This is a genomic window from Candidatus Fukatsuia symbiotica, from assembly GCF_003122425.1.
GTDB lineage: Bacteria > Pseudomonadota > Gammaproteobacteria > Enterobacterales > Enterobacteriaceae > Fukatsuia > Fukatsuia symbiotica.
In genome coordinates, this window is the sequence record NZ_CP021659.1 from 2,733,070 (window position 1) to 2,749,376 (window position 16,307).

The 16,307-nt window shown below is 43.2% G+C and carries 10 protein-coding genes and 1 pseudogene; 3 read left to right on the forward strand and 8 right to left on the reverse strand.

Going from position 1 to position 16,307, the window contains the following annotated elements:
• Positions 1–17: 17 nt before the first annotated feature.
• From accA to rnhB, 3 genes and pseudogenes are all read right to left on the reverse strand, one after another.
• Positions 18–976 (reverse strand): annotated as a pseudogene (accA, locus tag CCS41_RS13325) (acetyl-CoA carboxylase carboxyl transferase subunit alpha).
• A gap of 12 nt (positions 977–988) precedes the next feature.
• The gene (gene dnaE, locus CCS41_RS13330; RefSeq protein ID WP_072550463.1) at positions 989–4,468 is read right to left on the reverse strand and encodes a DNA polymerase III subunit alpha; all 3,480 of its coding nucleotides are present in this window, start codon (positions 4,466–4,468) and stop codon (positions 989–991) included.
• Between the two features lie 16 nt (positions 4,469–4,484).
• Positions 4,485–5,132 (reverse strand): ribonuclease HII, encoded by a 648-nt coding sequence (gene rnhB, locus CCS41_RS13335; RefSeq protein ID WP_072550464.1) that lies wholly within the window; start codon positions 5,130–5,132, stop codon positions 4,485–4,487.
• Between the two features lie 426 nt (positions 5,133–5,558).
• Between rnhB and gltS the strand changes: the two genes are divergently transcribed.
• Positions 5,559–6,770, forward strand: coding sequence for a sodium/glutamate symporter (gene gltS / locus CCS41_RS13340; protein ID WP_072550465.1), 1,212 nt, complete (start codon positions 5,559–5,561; stop codon positions 6,768–6,770).
• Positions 6,771–6,776: 6 nt separating this feature from the next.
• On the opposite strand, the gene recG is transcribed toward gltS, so the two are convergent.
• The 5 genes from recG to tnpA all read right to left on the reverse strand — a co-directional run bounded on the left by recG (position 6,777) and on the right by tnpA (position 13,034).
• Positions 6,777–8,870, reverse strand: a complete 2,094-nt coding sequence (gene recG, locus CCS41_RS13345; RefSeq protein ID WP_072550466.1) for an ATP-dependent DNA helicase RecG — start codon at positions 8,868–8,870, stop codon at positions 6,777–6,779.
• Between the two features lie 24 nt (positions 8,871–8,894).
• Positions 8,895–10,994 carry a bifunctional GTP diphosphokinase/guanosine-3',5'-bis pyrophosphate 3'-pyrophosphohydrolase gene (gene spoT, locus CCS41_RS13350; RefSeq protein ID WP_119797684.1) on the reverse strand — a complete coding sequence of 700 codons (2,100 nt, stop codon included), beginning with the start codon at positions 10,992–10,994 and terminating at the stop codon, positions 8,895–8,897.
• A gap of 18 nt (positions 10,995–11,012) precedes the next feature.
• Positions 11,013–11,273 (reverse strand): DNA-directed RNA polymerase subunit omega, encoded by a 261-nt coding sequence (gene rpoZ, locus CCS41_RS13355; RefSeq protein WP_072550468.1) that lies wholly within the window; start codon positions 11,271–11,273, stop codon positions 11,013–11,015.
• A gap of 284 nt (positions 11,274–11,557) precedes the next feature.
• Positions 11,558–12,214, reverse strand: coding sequence for a guanylate kinase (gene gmk, locus CCS41_RS13360; RefSeq protein ID WP_072550472.1), 657 nt, complete (start codon positions 12,212–12,214; stop codon positions 11,558–11,560).
• 388 nt (positions 12,215–12,602) lie between these two features.
• Positions 12,603–13,034 carry an IS200/IS605 family transposase gene (gene tnpA, locus CCS41_RS13365; protein WP_119797021.1) on the reverse strand — a complete coding sequence of 144 codons (432 nt, stop codon included), beginning with the start codon at positions 13,032–13,034 and terminating at the stop codon, positions 12,603–12,605.
• Positions 13,035–13,072: 38 nt separating this feature from the next.
• On the opposite strand from tnpA, the gene CCS41_RS13370 reads away from it, so the two are divergent.
• On the forward strand, positions 13,073–14,374 hold the full coding sequence (locus CCS41_RS13370) for a thioester reductase domain-containing protein (protein ID WP_072551161.1): 1,302 nt from the start codon (positions 13,073–13,075) through the stop codon (positions 14,372–14,374).
• Positions 14,375–14,566: 192 nt separating this feature from the next.
• The gene (gene pgi / locus CCS41_RS13375) at positions 14,567–16,225 is read left to right on the forward strand and encodes a glucose-6-phosphate isomerase (protein WP_072551160.1); all 1,659 of its coding nucleotides are present in this window, start codon (positions 14,567–14,569) and stop codon (positions 16,223–16,225) included.
• Positions 16,226–16,307: the final 82 nt, after the last annotated feature.

The window sequence follows — 16,307 nt, forward strand, 5'->3', positions numbered from 1 at the left end:
GAGTCACGTGTATCGATTTAACAATAACCGTAGTTCATCAAACGCTTATAGCGCTCTTCGAGCAATTTATCTTCAGTAAGTTCATCCAGATCCATGAGATCAGCCAGCAGACGTGCTTTCAACGATGCGGAAATCGCTACAATATCACGGTGTGCCCCCCTAACGGTTCGGCGACCACGGTATCGATCATCTTTAGTTCCTTTAGTCGCTGAGCCGTGATCCCCATGGCTTCGGCGGCTGACGGTGCCTTCTCTGCGCTTTTCCACAGAATAGAAGCGCAACCTTCGGGAGAAATGACGGAGTAGATACTGTACTGCAACATATTTATTCGATCACCAACAGAAATAGCAAGTGCCCCGCCTGACCCCCCTTCACCAATAACGGTACAAATAATAGGTACTTTGAAACGTGACATTTCACGCAGGTTACGGGCAATGGCCTCGGACTGGCCACGCTCCTCGGCACCCACACCAGGATAGGCACCCGGTGTATCAATGAAAGTAATGATGGGCAGTTTAAAACGTTGCGCCATCTCCATTAGACGTAGTGCTTTACGATAACCTTCCGGTGCTGGCATACCGAAGTTACGGCGGATTTTTTCTTTGGTTTCACGACCTTTTTGATGACCAATAATCATCACTGGACGCCCATCCAAACGAGCCATACCCCCGACGATAGCTTTATCATCAGCATAAGCACGATCGCCTTTCAGCTCATCGAAATCAGTGAATATCTTGGCGATATAATCCAGTGTATAAGGGCGACAAGGATGGCGTGCCAATTGAACTATTTGCCAAGCGCTAAGACCCGCGAAAATCTCTTGTGTCAGTTCGGCACTTTTGTCTCGTAGACGCTGCACTTCTTCATCCAGATTAATCTCTAATTTTTCGCCTTGACGGTTGAGCGCCGTCAAGGCATCAATTTTCGCTTCCAGTTCGGCAACCTGCTGTTCAAAATCAAGAAAATGCATACTCATAACATTCCTATTTTAGTCAAATTCCAATTCCACCTGTGTATCACCTAACAGATTGCGCAGTTTAATTAATAAGCGTTCTGTCGGTGTTACCCGCCATGTTGCTCCGAAGCGTAACCTAGCGCATGCATCAGCTCGTTGGTAATAGAGATGCACCGGGATTGTCCCTGATCGATGCGGCTCCAAAGCTTCTCGAAGATGGTTTAAAAATTGATCATTAATTTGCTGATCAGTCAATGCGATAGCAAGCCTACGGGCATATTTCTCACGTGCTTCATTGATATCCATTAATTCACGCGCAGTCATTTTAAGGCCGCCATTAAAATCATCAAAACTGACTTGTCCGGTAGCGATAAGAATACGGTCTTTTTCTAATAAGTGCTGATATTTCTCTAAGGCATCGGTAAAAAGCATCACTTCCAAACGCCCTGAGCGATCGTCAAGCGTACAGATGCCAATACGATTACCGCGTTTAGTGGTCATAATCCGTGCTGCGATCACCAGACCTACTGCTGTGGTTGTTTTTCCCCAATCCGTTGCCTGTACATCTTTTAAACGCCCCTTTGCATAACGTTTTAACTCCACCAGGTATTGTGTGATGGGATGTCCAGTTAAATACAGCCCCAATGTTTCTCGCTCACCATCCAGAACTTCCTGCTCTGACCAAGGTGTTACGTTAGCATAGGATTCTTCAACCTGTTGCGGTGTTTCGGTTAGAACGCCGAACATATCCACCTGTCCGGTTGCTTCTGCTTTAGCATGTTGATCCGCCGCTTTCAATGCGGCAGCTAAGGAATGCATCAACGCCGCGCGATGTGGTCCCAAGGGATCAAAGGCACCAGAAATGATCAGTTTCTCTAATATCCGTCGATTTAATTTTTTAGTATCGGTATGGGCGCAAAGATCAAACAGATCTGTGAAATGACCTTGCAACTTACGCGCTTCGAGGATCGCAGTAATCGGTGCTTCACCTACACCTTTAATCGCACCAAGACCGTAAACAATTTCAGCTTTATCGTTGACATGAAAACGATAAAATCCGCTGTTGATATTCGGCGACAAAATCTTCAGCCCCATACGCTGGCCTTCATCAACCAGTCCGACCAGTTTATCTGTATTATCCATATCGGCAGTCATTACCGCAGCCATAAATTCAGCAGGATAATGTGTTTTTAACCACAAAGTTTGATAAGAGACTAACGCATAAGCTGCTGAGTGCGATTTATTGAAACCATAACCGGCAAATTTTTCTACCAGATCAAAAATTTTAACCGCGAGTTCACCGTCAATCCCCTGGTTTTTTGCACCATCTTCGAAAGTAGAACGCTGCTTGGCCATATCAAGCGGATCTTTCTTACCCATAGCACGGCGTAACATATCTGCACCGCCAAGTGAGTAGCCCGATAAAACTTGAGCTATCTTCATTACCTGTTCCTGATACAGAATAATGCCGTAGGTTGGCTCCAATACCGGTTTGAGTAATTCATGTTGCCACTGAATATCGGGATAAGATAAGGCTTCACGTCCATGCTTACGGTCAATAAAGTTATCCACCATGCCAGATTGCAACGGGCCAGGGCGAAACAATGCTACCAAAGCGATCATATCTTCAAAACAGTCAGGCTTTAAGCGTTTGATTAAATCTTTCATTCCCTTGGATTCAAGCTGAAATACCGCCGTGGTTTCCGCACGTTGTAACAGGGCAAAACTTTTTTTATCATCCAGTGGAATAGCGGTAATATCTATGGGATCTAATCCCACGTTATCGCGTTGTGCATTGATCATTTCCAGTGCCAGATTGATAACCGTCAGGGTGCGTAGACCGAGGAAGTCAAACTTCACCAGTCCGGCATATTCAACATCATTTTTATCAAACTGAGTAACGGGATTTTTTCCTTCTGCATCACAATAGAGCGGCGCGAAATCGGTAATTTTGGTGGGAGCTATCACGACACCCCCTGCATGTTTACCTGCGTTACGGGTTACACCTTCTAGCTTCCGTGCCATATCGATCAGCGTTTTGACTTCTTCATCTGCCTGATAGATTTCTGTTAGCTGTGGTTCCGCTGCAAAGGCTTTTTCCAGCGTCATGCTAGGATCGAGCGGGATTAATTTCGCGATGCGATCAATAAAGCCATAGGGATGCCCCAGTACCCGCCCAACATCGCGGATAACCGCCTTGGCAGCCATAGTACCAAAAGTAATAATCTGCGAAACTGCATCACGACCGTACATCTCTGCCACATGCTCAATGACCAGATCGCGTTTCTCCATACAGAAATCAACATCGAAATCAGGCATTGAAATGCGCTCGGGATTCAAAAAGCGTTCAAACAGCAAATCAAAGGCCAACGGATCAATGTCGGTGATCTTGAGTGCATAAGCGACCAAAGAACCCGCGCCGGAACCTCGCCCTGGCCCTACGGGAATGCGGTTGTCTTTTGACCATTTTATAAATTCCATGACGATCAAAAAATAACCAGGGAAACCCATCTGGTTAATCACTTTAAGTTCTACATCGAGACGTTCATCGTATTTTTGTCGTTGTTGCAACCGGACGTCAGAATCGGGAAAAAGGAAGACTAAACGTTCTTCTAATCCTTGCCTGGCATTTTCTATTAAAAAATCTTCGGTATTCATTGCGCCAGTTGGAAACTGAGGCAAAAAATATTCTCCGAGACGCAGGGTCACATTGCAGCGTTTAGCAATTTCAACAGTGTTGGTGAGTGCTTCGGGGATATCGGCAAACAATTGACACATTTGCGCTTCATCACGCATGAACTGCTGCTGACTGTAATTTTGTGGTCGTTTAGCATCCCCCAATGTGAAGCCATTATGGATCGCCACGCGGATTTCATGTGTATCAAAGTCAGTCTGATCAACGAAACGGACATCGTTCGTCGCCACTACCGGCAGTCCGTATTCATTGGATAATACCAGCGCGCCACGCAGGTACGGCTCTTCATCGGCTCGACCGGTACGAATTAGCTCCAGATAATAATTATCAGCAAAGTGCTTCTGGTAAAATTCAATACATTGCCGCATCTGCACGTGATTATCACGCAGCATAAATTTACCGACATCGCCGCTGCGACCACCTGATAGTAGGATCAACCCTTCATGGTGTGTAATTAACCATTCGTGATCAATGATAGGGCCATTGGCACCATAACCACGTTGATAAGCGTTAGAGATTAATAAGGTTAGATTTTTGTACCCTTGATCATTACGTGCCAGTAGGGTGAGTTGAGCAAGTTCATCGCCCAAGAGGTCATTTCGTAGATAAAAATCAGCGCCGATAATAGGTTTAATGCCAGCAGTGTGAGCATTGCCATAAAATTTTACCAGACCGCACAGGTTAGTAAAATCAGTGATAGCTAGAGCAGGCATTCCCAAAATTGCTGCTTTTTTTACCAGGGAGTTAACCTTGGCTAATCCATCGATCATGGAATAATCACTGTGCACACGCAAATGGACAAAACGTGGATCGGCCATATCAAGACACCAAAAATTAGAGGTTTATTGTCAGTAGCCGTTTAACCGGCGCGAAACTACGTCTATGATATGCTGTCGCACCGAGAGCCGCTAATTTTTCTAGATGCAATGCGGTTGGATAACCTTTATGTTGTGCAAAACCATAGCCCGGAAAGCGGCGATCCAACTCTACCATTTCCCGATCACGGGTTACTTTCGCCAAAATAGATGCGGCGCTGATTTCAGCAACGCGACTGTCTCCCCGTACTACGGCTAGCGCTGGCATGGGTAAAATGGGGCAGCGATTACCATCGATTAACACATAATCAGGGGATAAATGCAGACCAGCCACCGCCCGCTGCATGGCCAACAGAGTAGCCTGTAAAATATTTAAGTGGTCGATTTCTTCCGGCTCGGCGCGACCAAGACTCCAAGACAACGCTTTTTGTATGATCTCATCGTGGAGTGCCAGGCGTCGTTTTTCACTGAGTTTTTTTGAATCGGCTAACCCGCTGATCGGTTGCCCTGGATCAAGGATCACCGCCGCGGTCACGACTGCGCCAACCAGTGGGCCTCGACCCACTTCATCCACGCCTGCGATCATATTAGCCTGAGGATAAATAAATCTGGCTTCCCGCCCCTTACTATAGTTGCTAAAGGAATTTGCTATATTGTTAATAATCATTATTTTTACACTTTAATGAGACTTCTTGTAAAAACTACTGAGTAGTGTGAATTCGGCGTTACGTAATGCTCGCAATCCTCATGCATTCGAGGAATTATATAACTTATCTTGTCAACGTTTTGAAAAAAAAAGAAAGAAAAATATTTATACAAAATATAGAAGGAGTAGATGGAATGAAATTTGATACTGATTTATCACTTTTAGGTTATCAAGTAACACGTTAAGATACGATATAGTTCAGCGAGTATTTTGACCGAATTTAATTGGTTGTGACCTTTTAGTTTTAATATGTTGATTTTTATTATAAATAAAACATGGTAGTTTACCTGAAAGCCACATGATGATTAGTAGGCGATAATAAAGCCATCACCTATCCTATAGTGTGGCACAAGTTTTTTGCATAATGTTAATCGATGGAGTACCAAGATGTTTCATCTCGATATCTATGGCACGTTAGTTGCGGCCACACTGGTTCTGTTACTCGGCCGAAAACTGGTAAAATCTGTCTCCTTTCTACAAAAATACACCATCCCTGAACCTGTAGCGGGCGGGTTACTGATAGCAGTATTGCTCTTGCTAGTGCAACAAATTTGGGGTTGGGAAATCCGTTTCGATATGTCATTGAAAGATCCCTTGATGCTGACATTTTTCGCCACCATCGGTTTAAACGCCAACCTTGCCAGTCTACGCCATGGTGGTAGGTTATTAATGACCTTTATCTTTGTCGTCGTTGGGCTATTGCTGATGCAAAATGCCATTGGGATCACGCTAGCAAAAATGATGGGGCTGGATCCACTGATGGGCTTGCTGGCAGGATCCATCACACTATCCGGTGGACACGGCACCGGTGCCGCCTGGAGTAAACTGTTTACCGAACGTTACGGATTTGGAAACGCAACAGAGGTTGCTATGGCATGTGCCACTTTCGGTTTGATATTAGGAGGCTTAATCGGCGGGCCTGTAGCGCGTTATCTGGTGAAACATTCCTCAACGCCTGAGGGTTGCCCTGACGACAGCGAATTACTCTCCGCATTTGAAAAACCGGATACCGGTCGTATGATCACTTCATTAGTGATGATAGAGACTATTGCGATGATCGCAAGCTGTTTAGTCGTGGGTAACTTTATTGCCAGTGAATTACAAGGGTCGGCGTTTGAACTGCCTACTTTTGTTTGCGTATTATTCGTCGGTGTTATCTTAAGCAATAGCCTATCAGTGATCGGTTTTTACAAGGTGTTCGATCGTGCTGTGTCAGTGTTAGGGAATGTCAGTTTATCGTTGTTCCTCGCAATGGCATTGATGAGTTTGAAACTCTGGGAGCTGGCATCGCTCGCTGTGCCCATGTTAATTATTCTGCTAGTACAAACCTTAGCAATGGCACTTTATGCCATTTTTGTCACCTATCGGGTGATGGGCAAAAATTACGATGCCGCAGTCTTGGCAGCGGGACACTGCGGCTTCGGTTTGGGAGCAACGCCAACAGCCATTGCCAATATGCAAGCTATTACCGATCGTTTTGGTCCATCCCATCTTGCTTTCCTGGTTGTCCCTATGGTCGGTGCTTTCTTTATTGATATTGCCAATGCACTGGTTATCAAAATCTATCTATTATTGCCTGTATTCGGTGCCGTAGGGTAGGTCTATTTAAACATTAGTATAACGTTCCCGCTCAGGCAACCACCGCTCGATTAACGCTTTCGACTGCTCAGGGTACTGCAGGTGCAGATTACGGGCAAGATCCTGTACAACCGGTAACAATGCCTGGTCTCTTAGCAAATCAGCGACTTTAAATTCTGTGCTACCCGTTTGCCGAGTGCCCAATAACTCACCAGGGCCGCGTATTTCCAAATCCTGTTGAGCAATAACAAAACCATCATTACTGTCACGTAATACTTGCAAACGCCTTTGTGCCATTTTATTGAGTGGTGTCTTATACAACAATACGCAGTGTGACGCGATGCTTCCACGCCCTACTCTCCCACGTAACTGATGTAGCTGTGCTAAACCGAGACGTTCTGGATTATCAATGATCATCAGACTGGCATTGGGCACATCGACACCTACTTCAATCACCGTTGTTGCAACTAATAATTGCAATGCACCTTGTTTAAAGGCTTGCATGACAACCTGCTTTTCCTGTGCTTTCATGCGACCATGTACCAGACCAATGCTGATATCTACAAGTGTGGCTTGCAGCTCCGTATAAGTCGCCTCTGCGGCCTGTGCCCCTAATACCTCTGATTCTTCAATTAAAGTACAGACCCAGTATGCTTGCCGCCCTTCTTCTAAACACACATGTTTAATCCGTTGAATAATATCACTGCGGCGAGTATCAGGGATCGCAACCGTAGTGATGGGTGTTCTACCCGGCGGTAGTTCATCAATCACCGATGTATCCAAATCAGCATAGGCGGTCATCGCAAGCGTACGTGGAATAGGTGTTGCCGTCATGATTAACTGATGGGGATGAAAACCCTGTGTTTTTCCTTTTTCCCATAACGCCAAACGCTGATGAACCCCAAACCTATGTTGTTCGTCAATAATAACCAATGCCAATCCAAAAAATTGTACCTGTTCCTGAAAAATGGCGTGAGTACCCACCACCATAGAAACCTGCCCCTTTGCTATTGCTTCCTGCTGAGCCAAACGTACTTTACCTTTCTGTTTACCCGCTAACCAACCGACAGATAACCCAAGCGGTTCAAACCATTGCCGGAAGGTTTCCGCATGTTGCTCTGCCAGTAATTCAGTGGGAGCCATTAGAGCGACCTGTTTACCATGAGCAATAGCACGTAATGCTGCCAACGCAGCCACCAATGTTTTACCGGATCCTACATCGCCTTGTACCAGTCTCATCATCGGAAAATCTTGTGCCAAATCTTGCTCAATTTCAACAACGACACGTTGTTGTGCATGGGTAGGTTTAAAGGGCAGAGCCGTTAGAAAACGTTTTTTTAAGGCATGATTGGATTGTCGAGGGGGAAGCAAGGATTGCGCCCGATAATTCCGCACCGCTGACCTTACAGCTAACATACTGAGATTATGGGCCAAGAGTTCTTCTAAAATCAGACGATACTGTGCTGGATGTTGCCATTGTTCTAAAACAGTTCGCTCAATATCAGCAGGTGGACTATGCAGTATGTATATAGCTTCTGGTAAACTGAAATCTGTATCGTTGTATTCAACCGGCAACAATTCAGGAATAGTAGCGCTAATTAGCAAATCAAGTGCCTGATCAATAATCTTACGCAAGGTAGCCTGACGCATCCCCTCAGTACTGGCATAAATCGGCGTTAACCTATCATTCAACTCGATACCTACATTTTCATCGTAAGCACGGTACTCTGGATGAATAATTTCTATTCCATATCTTCCCTGTTTAACTTCACCATAAGCAATAATTTGTTTGCCATCCGACAAGCTGATTTTCATTGAGGTATTAAAGTTAAAAAAGCGTAGAGCAATGACACCACTACTGTCACTGAGCTGAATTGTCAGTATAGGGCGGCGACCAGAGCTGATCTCAGAGCCTGTTATTTCACCGGCAACAGTTACCAACATACCGGGAAGGAGGTCAGAAATTTGATAAAGATGACTACGATCTTCATAACGAACGGGTAAATGCAATAACAGATCCTGAACGGTTTCCAGACCCATTCTGGCTAGCTTGGCAACCTGATTTGCACCAACTCCCGAAAGCAAATGCAGTGGTATGGTATCCAGCAAATGGCCTTTCATTTAAAGACTCCGTGGCTTGCAAGGTTAATTGCGATTACGACTCACTTTAACTACATCGGGCATGATACGAATTTTACGCATAATATTAGCCAAATGGACACGGTTACGGATCGTCAGACGAATAAAAGCACAATAAACCCGCCCTTCTTTTTCTTCGGTATTCAGCCCTTGAATATTAGATCGCGCGGCATTAATTACTGCCGTCAAATTAGCCCATACACCTTGTTGATTAAACATTTCAACTTTAATTTCGGCAATAAATTCCTGCTCGCTATCTTTATCCCATTCAACTGCCATAAATTTCTCGGGTTCTTTCTGATAACCACGAATATTACGACAGGATTCATGGTGGATCACTAGACCTTTTCCTGGACTAATATGGGCGATAATGGGATCGTCTGGAATAGGTCGACAACATTTTGCGAAAGTAATTAATACACCATCCGCACCTTTAATCGGCAATTTTCGATTGCCTAGCGCACTAATATTGACCGGACTGTCTTCCAGATTTTTAGCGATTACCACGCTCATCACATTACCCAGACCAATTTCAGCAAACAGATCGTTGATAGAAGATAGCTTCATCCGATCCAGCTCGCTCTGAATATTTACTGCCGGAATATCAGCCAGGTTACGCCCAGTGCTTAGCGCATGATTGAGCAAACGACGACCCAGGACGACCGATTCATCACGTTTAAGGCTCTTCAATAGTTGGCGAATTTTGGCACGTGCTTTCGAGCTAACGACAAAATTCAGCCAGGCAGCGTTAGGTCGAGCACCGGGAGCGGTGATAATTTCTACCGTTTGGCCATTGCTAAGTGGCTGTGAAAGAGGATAAGACTGACGATCAACCCGTACCCCGACACAGGCATTACCGATATCAGTATGTACCGCATAAGCAAAATCGACTGCTGTCGCACCTGCTGGTAGTTCGACAATCCGCCCTTCAGGCGTGAAAACATAGATTTCATCAGGAAACAGATCAGATTTAACACTTTCGATAAATTCAAATGAATTACCGGCACTTTGCTGTAACTCCAGTAAACTTTGCATCCAACGTTGAGCGCGGATCTGGGCAGTAGTACCGGATCCACTTTCTTTGTATGCCCAGTGCGCGGCAACCCCCATCTCAGCCATCTGATCCATATCTTCCGTACGGATTTGTACTTCAACGGGTACACCATGAGGGCCAATCAAAGAAGAATGCAATGCTTGATAGCCATTAGCCTTTGGTATAGCAATATAATCTTTTATTCTGCCAGGTCGTGGCTTATATAGGCCATGAACCTGACCCAACACACGGTAGCAAACATCAATTTCTTTTACTGTCACACGAAAAGCATAGATATCCATGATGGAATGAAAGCGTTGCTCTTTTAAATTCATCTTACAGTAGATGGAATAAAGATGTTTTTCACGTCCACAGACCCGACAAGAAATACCGGCCTCAGTCAAACGCCCTTTGATTTCCGTAAGAATCTTCTGGATCATCTCCTTGCGGTTGCCACGAGCGGCTTTAACGACTTCTTTAATCACCCGGTAACGGTTGGGATACAACGCTTCGAAACCTAATTCTTCCAGCTCAGTTTTTAAGTGATGGATCCCCAACCTATGCGCGAGGGGACTATAAATTTCGAGAGTTTCACGGGCAATACGCCGGCGCTTATCGGGACGTAACGAACCTAAAGTGCGCATATTGTGTGTACGATCAGCCAATTTAATCAAAATGACACGGATATCTTGCACCATCGCCATAATCATTTTACGAAAATTTGCTGCCTGAGCTTCTTTTTTGTCACGAAAGGTCAATTTATCAAGCTTTGATACACCTTCCACTAACTCAGCAACACTTTTACCGAACAACTGCTCCATATCATGATAAGTCGCAGGTGTGTCCTCGATAACATCATGTAACAATGCGGCCATCAAGGTTTCATAATCAAGGCGCATTTCTGCCAAAATACAGGCTACCGCAACAGGGTGAGTGATATAGGGTTCACCACTAGAACGCAGCTGCCCTTCGTGAGCATCACGTGCGACAAAATAGGCTTGTTTAAGGCGTTTAATTTGCTCCTCTGGCAAATAACGCTGAATCAGCAAATTCAGGCTTTCAAACAGATACAAAGCAGGCTCGCATTCGGACTAGTGAAGCGTTTCATCAATGGAAGGAGCTACTTGGACTGGTTCACGTTCCTGACGTTCTAAAACATCAAGTATTGAGCCATTAATCAAACCTTCTTCGATCTCACGTAGCGCAATCACCGTGACTTTATCGTTTTCCCTAGCAACTCGTTCCTTTTTACCACCAGTTTGTAACTGACGCGCCCGACGAGCAGCGACCAACACTAAATCAAAACGGTTCCCAATTTTTTCTACAGCATCTTGAACGGTCACACGTGCCATAATTTTCCGGCTCCATAAACTGAAAGTATGATATTAACGATAGACAGGAAAAATTCTAACACAAGTTAGTTAGAACCGGTTCGAAATCTATTGTGTTCACGACAGAGTTTTACTGCATACTGACTAGACCTCTTGCATAACCTACTGTGTGATGTGAATTCGACATTACACAGTGTTCACAATCCTCATGTACTCGTATATGTAGACGGTGGTTGCTATGCTACGGGCTCCTTGACTTCACATAACGAATGACGGTTTTGCAAGAAGTCTAATAAAAACAGTGACTAATCTTCCAATAATTTGCCAATTAAAGCATCATATCGTTGTTTTTGACGACCTAAACACAGCCTCTCGGCGCAAATAATCGTTTTCAGATCCGATAATGCCTGTTCGAATTGATCGTTAACAATTAAATAATCATATTCTGCAAAGTGACTCATCTCGGTAACGGCTTGTGCCATACGTTTCGCAATGACTTCTTCACTATCCTGAGCACGACTTCGTAACCGGCAATTCAATGCTTCTTTTGAAGGTGGCAGAATAAAGATACTACGAGCTGCTGCCCACTCAGCACGGACGTTTTGCCCACCCTGCCAATCAATATCTAAAAAAACATCAATCCCTAACGACAGCTTGTCTTCAACAGCCTTACGTGAAGTACCGTAATAATGACCAAAAACGTTAGCCCATTCAAGGAAGGCACCCTCGTCGATCATCTGACAAAACTCTTCTTCAGAGATAAAGAAGTAATCTTTACCATCCTTCTCTACAGGACGTTTAGCCCTCGTGGTATGTGAAATGGATAGTTGCAAACCAGACGCCTTAACGGAACCGCCGTCATTACCACCCTGAGACAGTGCTGTTTTTAACAAAGCCTGAAGTAGGCTCGATTTACCCGCACCACTGGGAGCGGAAACAATGTATAACGTACCCTGAATCATGATAATTTTTTTCAATTGGTTGTGATCGAGATATATCAACACAGTATACACGGGCAAAACACCATCCATAGCGTTATATTAGACTTCTTGCAAAACCGTCGTGAGCGACGCTCAGCTAACCCATCCTCCTTAAAAGTATAGAATGAGATAGATTGGAAAATAGCAGAAAAAAAAGATAAAATCTTATCACTGTTGCCGAAAGTATATTTAGGCTCAACCAAATACAAATATAAATAAAAGTAAGGTTATAACTTGATATAGATTAATAATATTTTTATTTTATTATGACCACCATAAAAGCAAGTAAATATCCCCCGGCAAAGCCGGGGGCTTTAATTATTAGCCCCTAGAAGAGGCCAACAAACCTTGAACCGCCTGAAGGCGGTCATTACATCCTAAGCTTCAATTGTTCATAATGATTGTCTTGTTTTTCTTGGTATCGAATGTAAGCTCGTATCAGCTCTTCGTTCAAACCCACTGTAGATACAAAGTAACCTCTAGCCCAAAAATTCTCACCACTATAATTCCGGACTTTACCCATAAACCGTCGTACGATTGAGATTGCACTTTTTCCTTTTAGATAACCCATTACATATGACACTGAATATTTCGGCGGAATACTTATGCAAATATGGATATGATCAATCATCAAATGTCCTTCAATAATTTTGCATTCCTTCTGACTTGCTAACTCGTGAAACATCTCACCGAGATGCTTTCTAATTTCACCAAATATTGTTTTTTTACGGCCTTTCGGGATAAAAACAATGTGATACTTACAATCCCATTTCGTATGGCTAAGACTCTGGTAATCTTTCATTTGAATTTCCTATCTCTTGGTCGAGATAGAAGATTCGGGTGACCGCACCACACGGTCAAACCTTACGGAGTCCCCCGGCAAAGCCGGGGGATTACCTAATTTTATTTACTACACAACATCTAGGTGATCTCGCGCTCAAAATTGACGGTAAAGCTATTAAGCAAAATAATGTTATCCAGCAATCTGTAGAACAAGATCAGTGGCTAGCTAACACCCGTCCTTATTTGTCTGAGCCTTCAGTGAACTTTGAAACTATTTTGCTTACTGGTGCGACCGGTTTTTTGGGCATTTATTTATTATCTCAGTTACAGCAAAGCCTACCTAATAGCATCACCTACTGCCTGATCCGTGCAAATAATGAGGTGACAGCACAAGAAAAATTACAAGCAAATGCAACCCACTACCGTCTTAATATTGACTTTAAACGCATAATCATTTTACTTGGCGATCTTAAACAAGAAAATTTAGGATTAAATAGTAGCCAATGGCAGAATATCGTCATACAGATCGATGCAATCTATCACTGTGGTGCACAAGTTAATCATTTATATCATTATTTTTCTCTACGTCATGCCAATGTTAGCAGCACATTGACTTTATTAGCACTATGTCAACAAGGACGGAAAAAACAGTTTTTTTACATATCGACATTATCCACTGCATTACAACAAGGAAATCTGATAGAAGAAAATTGCGTCGCCAATGCTCCCCCTAAGGAAAATGGTTATATACAATCAAAATGGATAGCGGAACGTTTAATACAACAGGCATTTGCCCAAGGTTTATATGGTACGATTTATCGCATGGGTAATATTACCGGTTGTACTCGCTACGGTTATTCAAATACGGAAAATAATCACGGCTTGAGTGTAATTAAAGGCTGCCTACAACAGGGGATAGCGCCGTTGTGGAAATATTATGATGTTGATATCACTCCGGTTGATAAAGTTGCTGATTTACTAGTCCAAAGCAGTATAAATGGCTTACACGCTAAGCAATGCGTCAATCTCAGCTATCTGACTAGCTTACCTTGGGTTGAAATATTACAACAAATCGCTAATGATGCTTCTCCGATTGAATTTGTTTCTCCAGGAGAATGGGCAAAGATTTGGGTACCAAAAATTAAACAGGGTAATGCACTTTATTTCTTTAAATCATTCTATTTACAAACAGAAGAACGGCCCAAAATCATCGTAGAAAGAAACTATGTTAAACAGGTTAATTTACCCTTGGATGGAATGAAACTACTCTCTCTTTATCGGCAATATTGGCAGAAAACTGGATTTATCACTAGAAACCTGATCGAAATCTCTTGTGCTCGCCGTGTTGCTGTCAAGTAATTCGTCAAAAACACGCTCAAAATATTCATTTACTCCCTTTTTGTTGTATACAAAGAATGGATTGCATTTTTTCTCTTCTGAGCACAGCGAAAAAGATTTGGAACAGGCTCTAAGAAAAGATCTCAACCCCAGGCTAACGAGATACAATAACAGCATCATTTTATTAATCTACTAGCCTGGAAGAATATCATTATGAAAAATATTAATCCCAGCCACACTCCTGCCTGGGAAGCGTTACAGCAACATTTTGAAAAAATAAAAAATGTGCACATCCGTGATCTCTTTGCCGAAGATGAAGAGAGGTTCAGCAAGTTTTCAGTCACATTTGGCGATCAACTGCTGGTAGATTTTTCAAAAAATCGCATTACCACTGCAACCATGGAAAAATTACAAGCGCTGGCAAAAGAAACTAATCTACAGGCTGCAATTAACTCGATGTTTAGCGGTGAAAAAATCAATCGTACAGAAGATCGCGCGGTTTTACATATCGCTTTACGCAATCGTAGTAATGATCCTATTTTACTGGATGGCGAAGATGTGATGCCAAAAGTGAATGAGGTACTGGCAAGAATGAAAAAGTTCTGTCAGGATGTTATCGATGGGATTTGGAAAGGCTATAGTGGTAAAGCAATCACTGATGTGGTCAATATTGGCATTGGCGGCTCAGATCTTGGCCCCTATATGGTGACTGAGGCACTACACCCCTATAAAAATCATCTGCAAGTGCATTTCATTTCTAACGTTGATGGTACCCATATTACCGAAACGTTAAAACCACTTAAACAGGAAACAACACTGTTTTTGATCGCATCCAAGACATTCACCACCCAAGAAACCATGACTAATGCTCAGAGCGCACGTGAATGGCTTCTAAAAGCAGCCAATCAAACAGATGTCGCCAAGCATTTCGTGGCACTATCCACCAATAACAAAGCGGTAAGTGAATTTGGTATCGATATAGCATATATGTTTGAATTCTGGGATTGGGTGGGTGGTCGTTACTCTCTGTGGTCAGCCATTGGTTTATCTATCGCATTGTCAATCGGTTTTAATAATTTTACAAAATTGTTGGACGGTGCTTATGCAATGGATTGCCATTTTAAAGAAACTCCAGCTGAGCAGAATATACCGATTTTATTGGCATTAATTGCTATCTGGTATAACAATTTTTTTGGTGCGGAAACTGAAGCTATTTTTCCCTATGACCAATATATGCACCGCTTCCCTGCCTATTTCCAGCAAGGAAACATGGAATCTAACGGCAAATGTGTTGATCGTAATGGTCAACCGGTAAACTATCAGACGGGTTCGATTATCTGGGGCGAGCCTGGCACCAACGGTCAACATGCCTTCTACCAATTGATCCATCAAGGTAGCAAAATGATCCCTTGCGATTTTATCGCTCCAGTTATCAGCCATAATCCACTCAATGATCATCATCTCAAACTACTATCAAATTTCTTTGCTCAAACAAGAGCACTCGCATTTGGTAAAACCAGAGCCGAAGTAGAAACCGAATTTGCTGGTAAAAATCTAGAACAAATGGAATATGTCATACCATTTAAAGTCTTCGAAGGCAATAAACCGACCAACTCAATCTTACTACGTGAGATCACTCCCTTTAGTCTAGGGATGTTAATCGCCCTGTACGAGCACAAGATTTTCACACAGGGAGCAATCCTAAATATCTTTAGTTTTGACCAATGGGGTGTGGAACTCGGTAAACAACTGGCGCATGAAATCCTACTTGAATTACAGAATAGTACAAATATCTCTAGCCATGACAGTTCAACGAATGCTTTGATTAACAAATTTAAAAAATGGTGCGAGAGCCAATACTTTCAGTATTAAATGCATCTCAGCCCATTTAAAGGTTATGTGATGCCCTCACGTGACTTGAAGATACCGGTTTTTTATTGAGAAAAATTATTTT

What these genes read in the sequence shown, in the direction of transcription:
- recG (WP_072550466.1), bottom strand. Translation starts at nt 8,870, where the DNA reads ATGAAAGGCCATTTGCTGGATACCATACCACTGCATTTGCTTTCGGGA.
- tnpA (WP_119797021.1), bottom strand. Translation starts at nt 13,034, where the DNA reads ATGAAAGATTACCAGAGTCTTAGCCATACGAAATGGGATTGTAAGTAT.
- gltS (WP_072550465.1), top strand. Translation starts at nt 5,559, where the DNA reads ATGTTTCATCTCGATATCTATGGCACGTTAGTTGCGGCCACACTGGTT.
- pgi (WP_072551160.1), top strand. Translation starts at nt 14,567, where the DNA reads ATGAAAAATATTAATCCCAGCCACACTCCTGCCTGGGAAGCGTTACAG.
- gmk (WP_072550472.1), bottom strand. Translation starts at nt 12,214, where the DNA reads ATGATTCAGGGTACGTTATACATTGTTTCCGCTCCCAGTGGTGCGGGT.
- dnaE (WP_072550463.1), bottom strand. Translation starts at nt 4,468, where the DNA reads ATGGCCGATCCACGTTTTGTCCATTTGCGTGTGCACAGTGATTATTCC.
- rnhB (WP_072550464.1), bottom strand. Translation starts at nt 5,132, where the DNA reads ATGATTATTAACAATATAGCAAATTCCTTTAGCAACTATAGTAAGGGG.
- rpoZ (WP_072550468.1), bottom strand. Translation starts at nt 11,273, where the DNA reads ATGGCACGTGTGACCGTTCAAGATGCTGTAGAAAAAATTGGGAACCGT.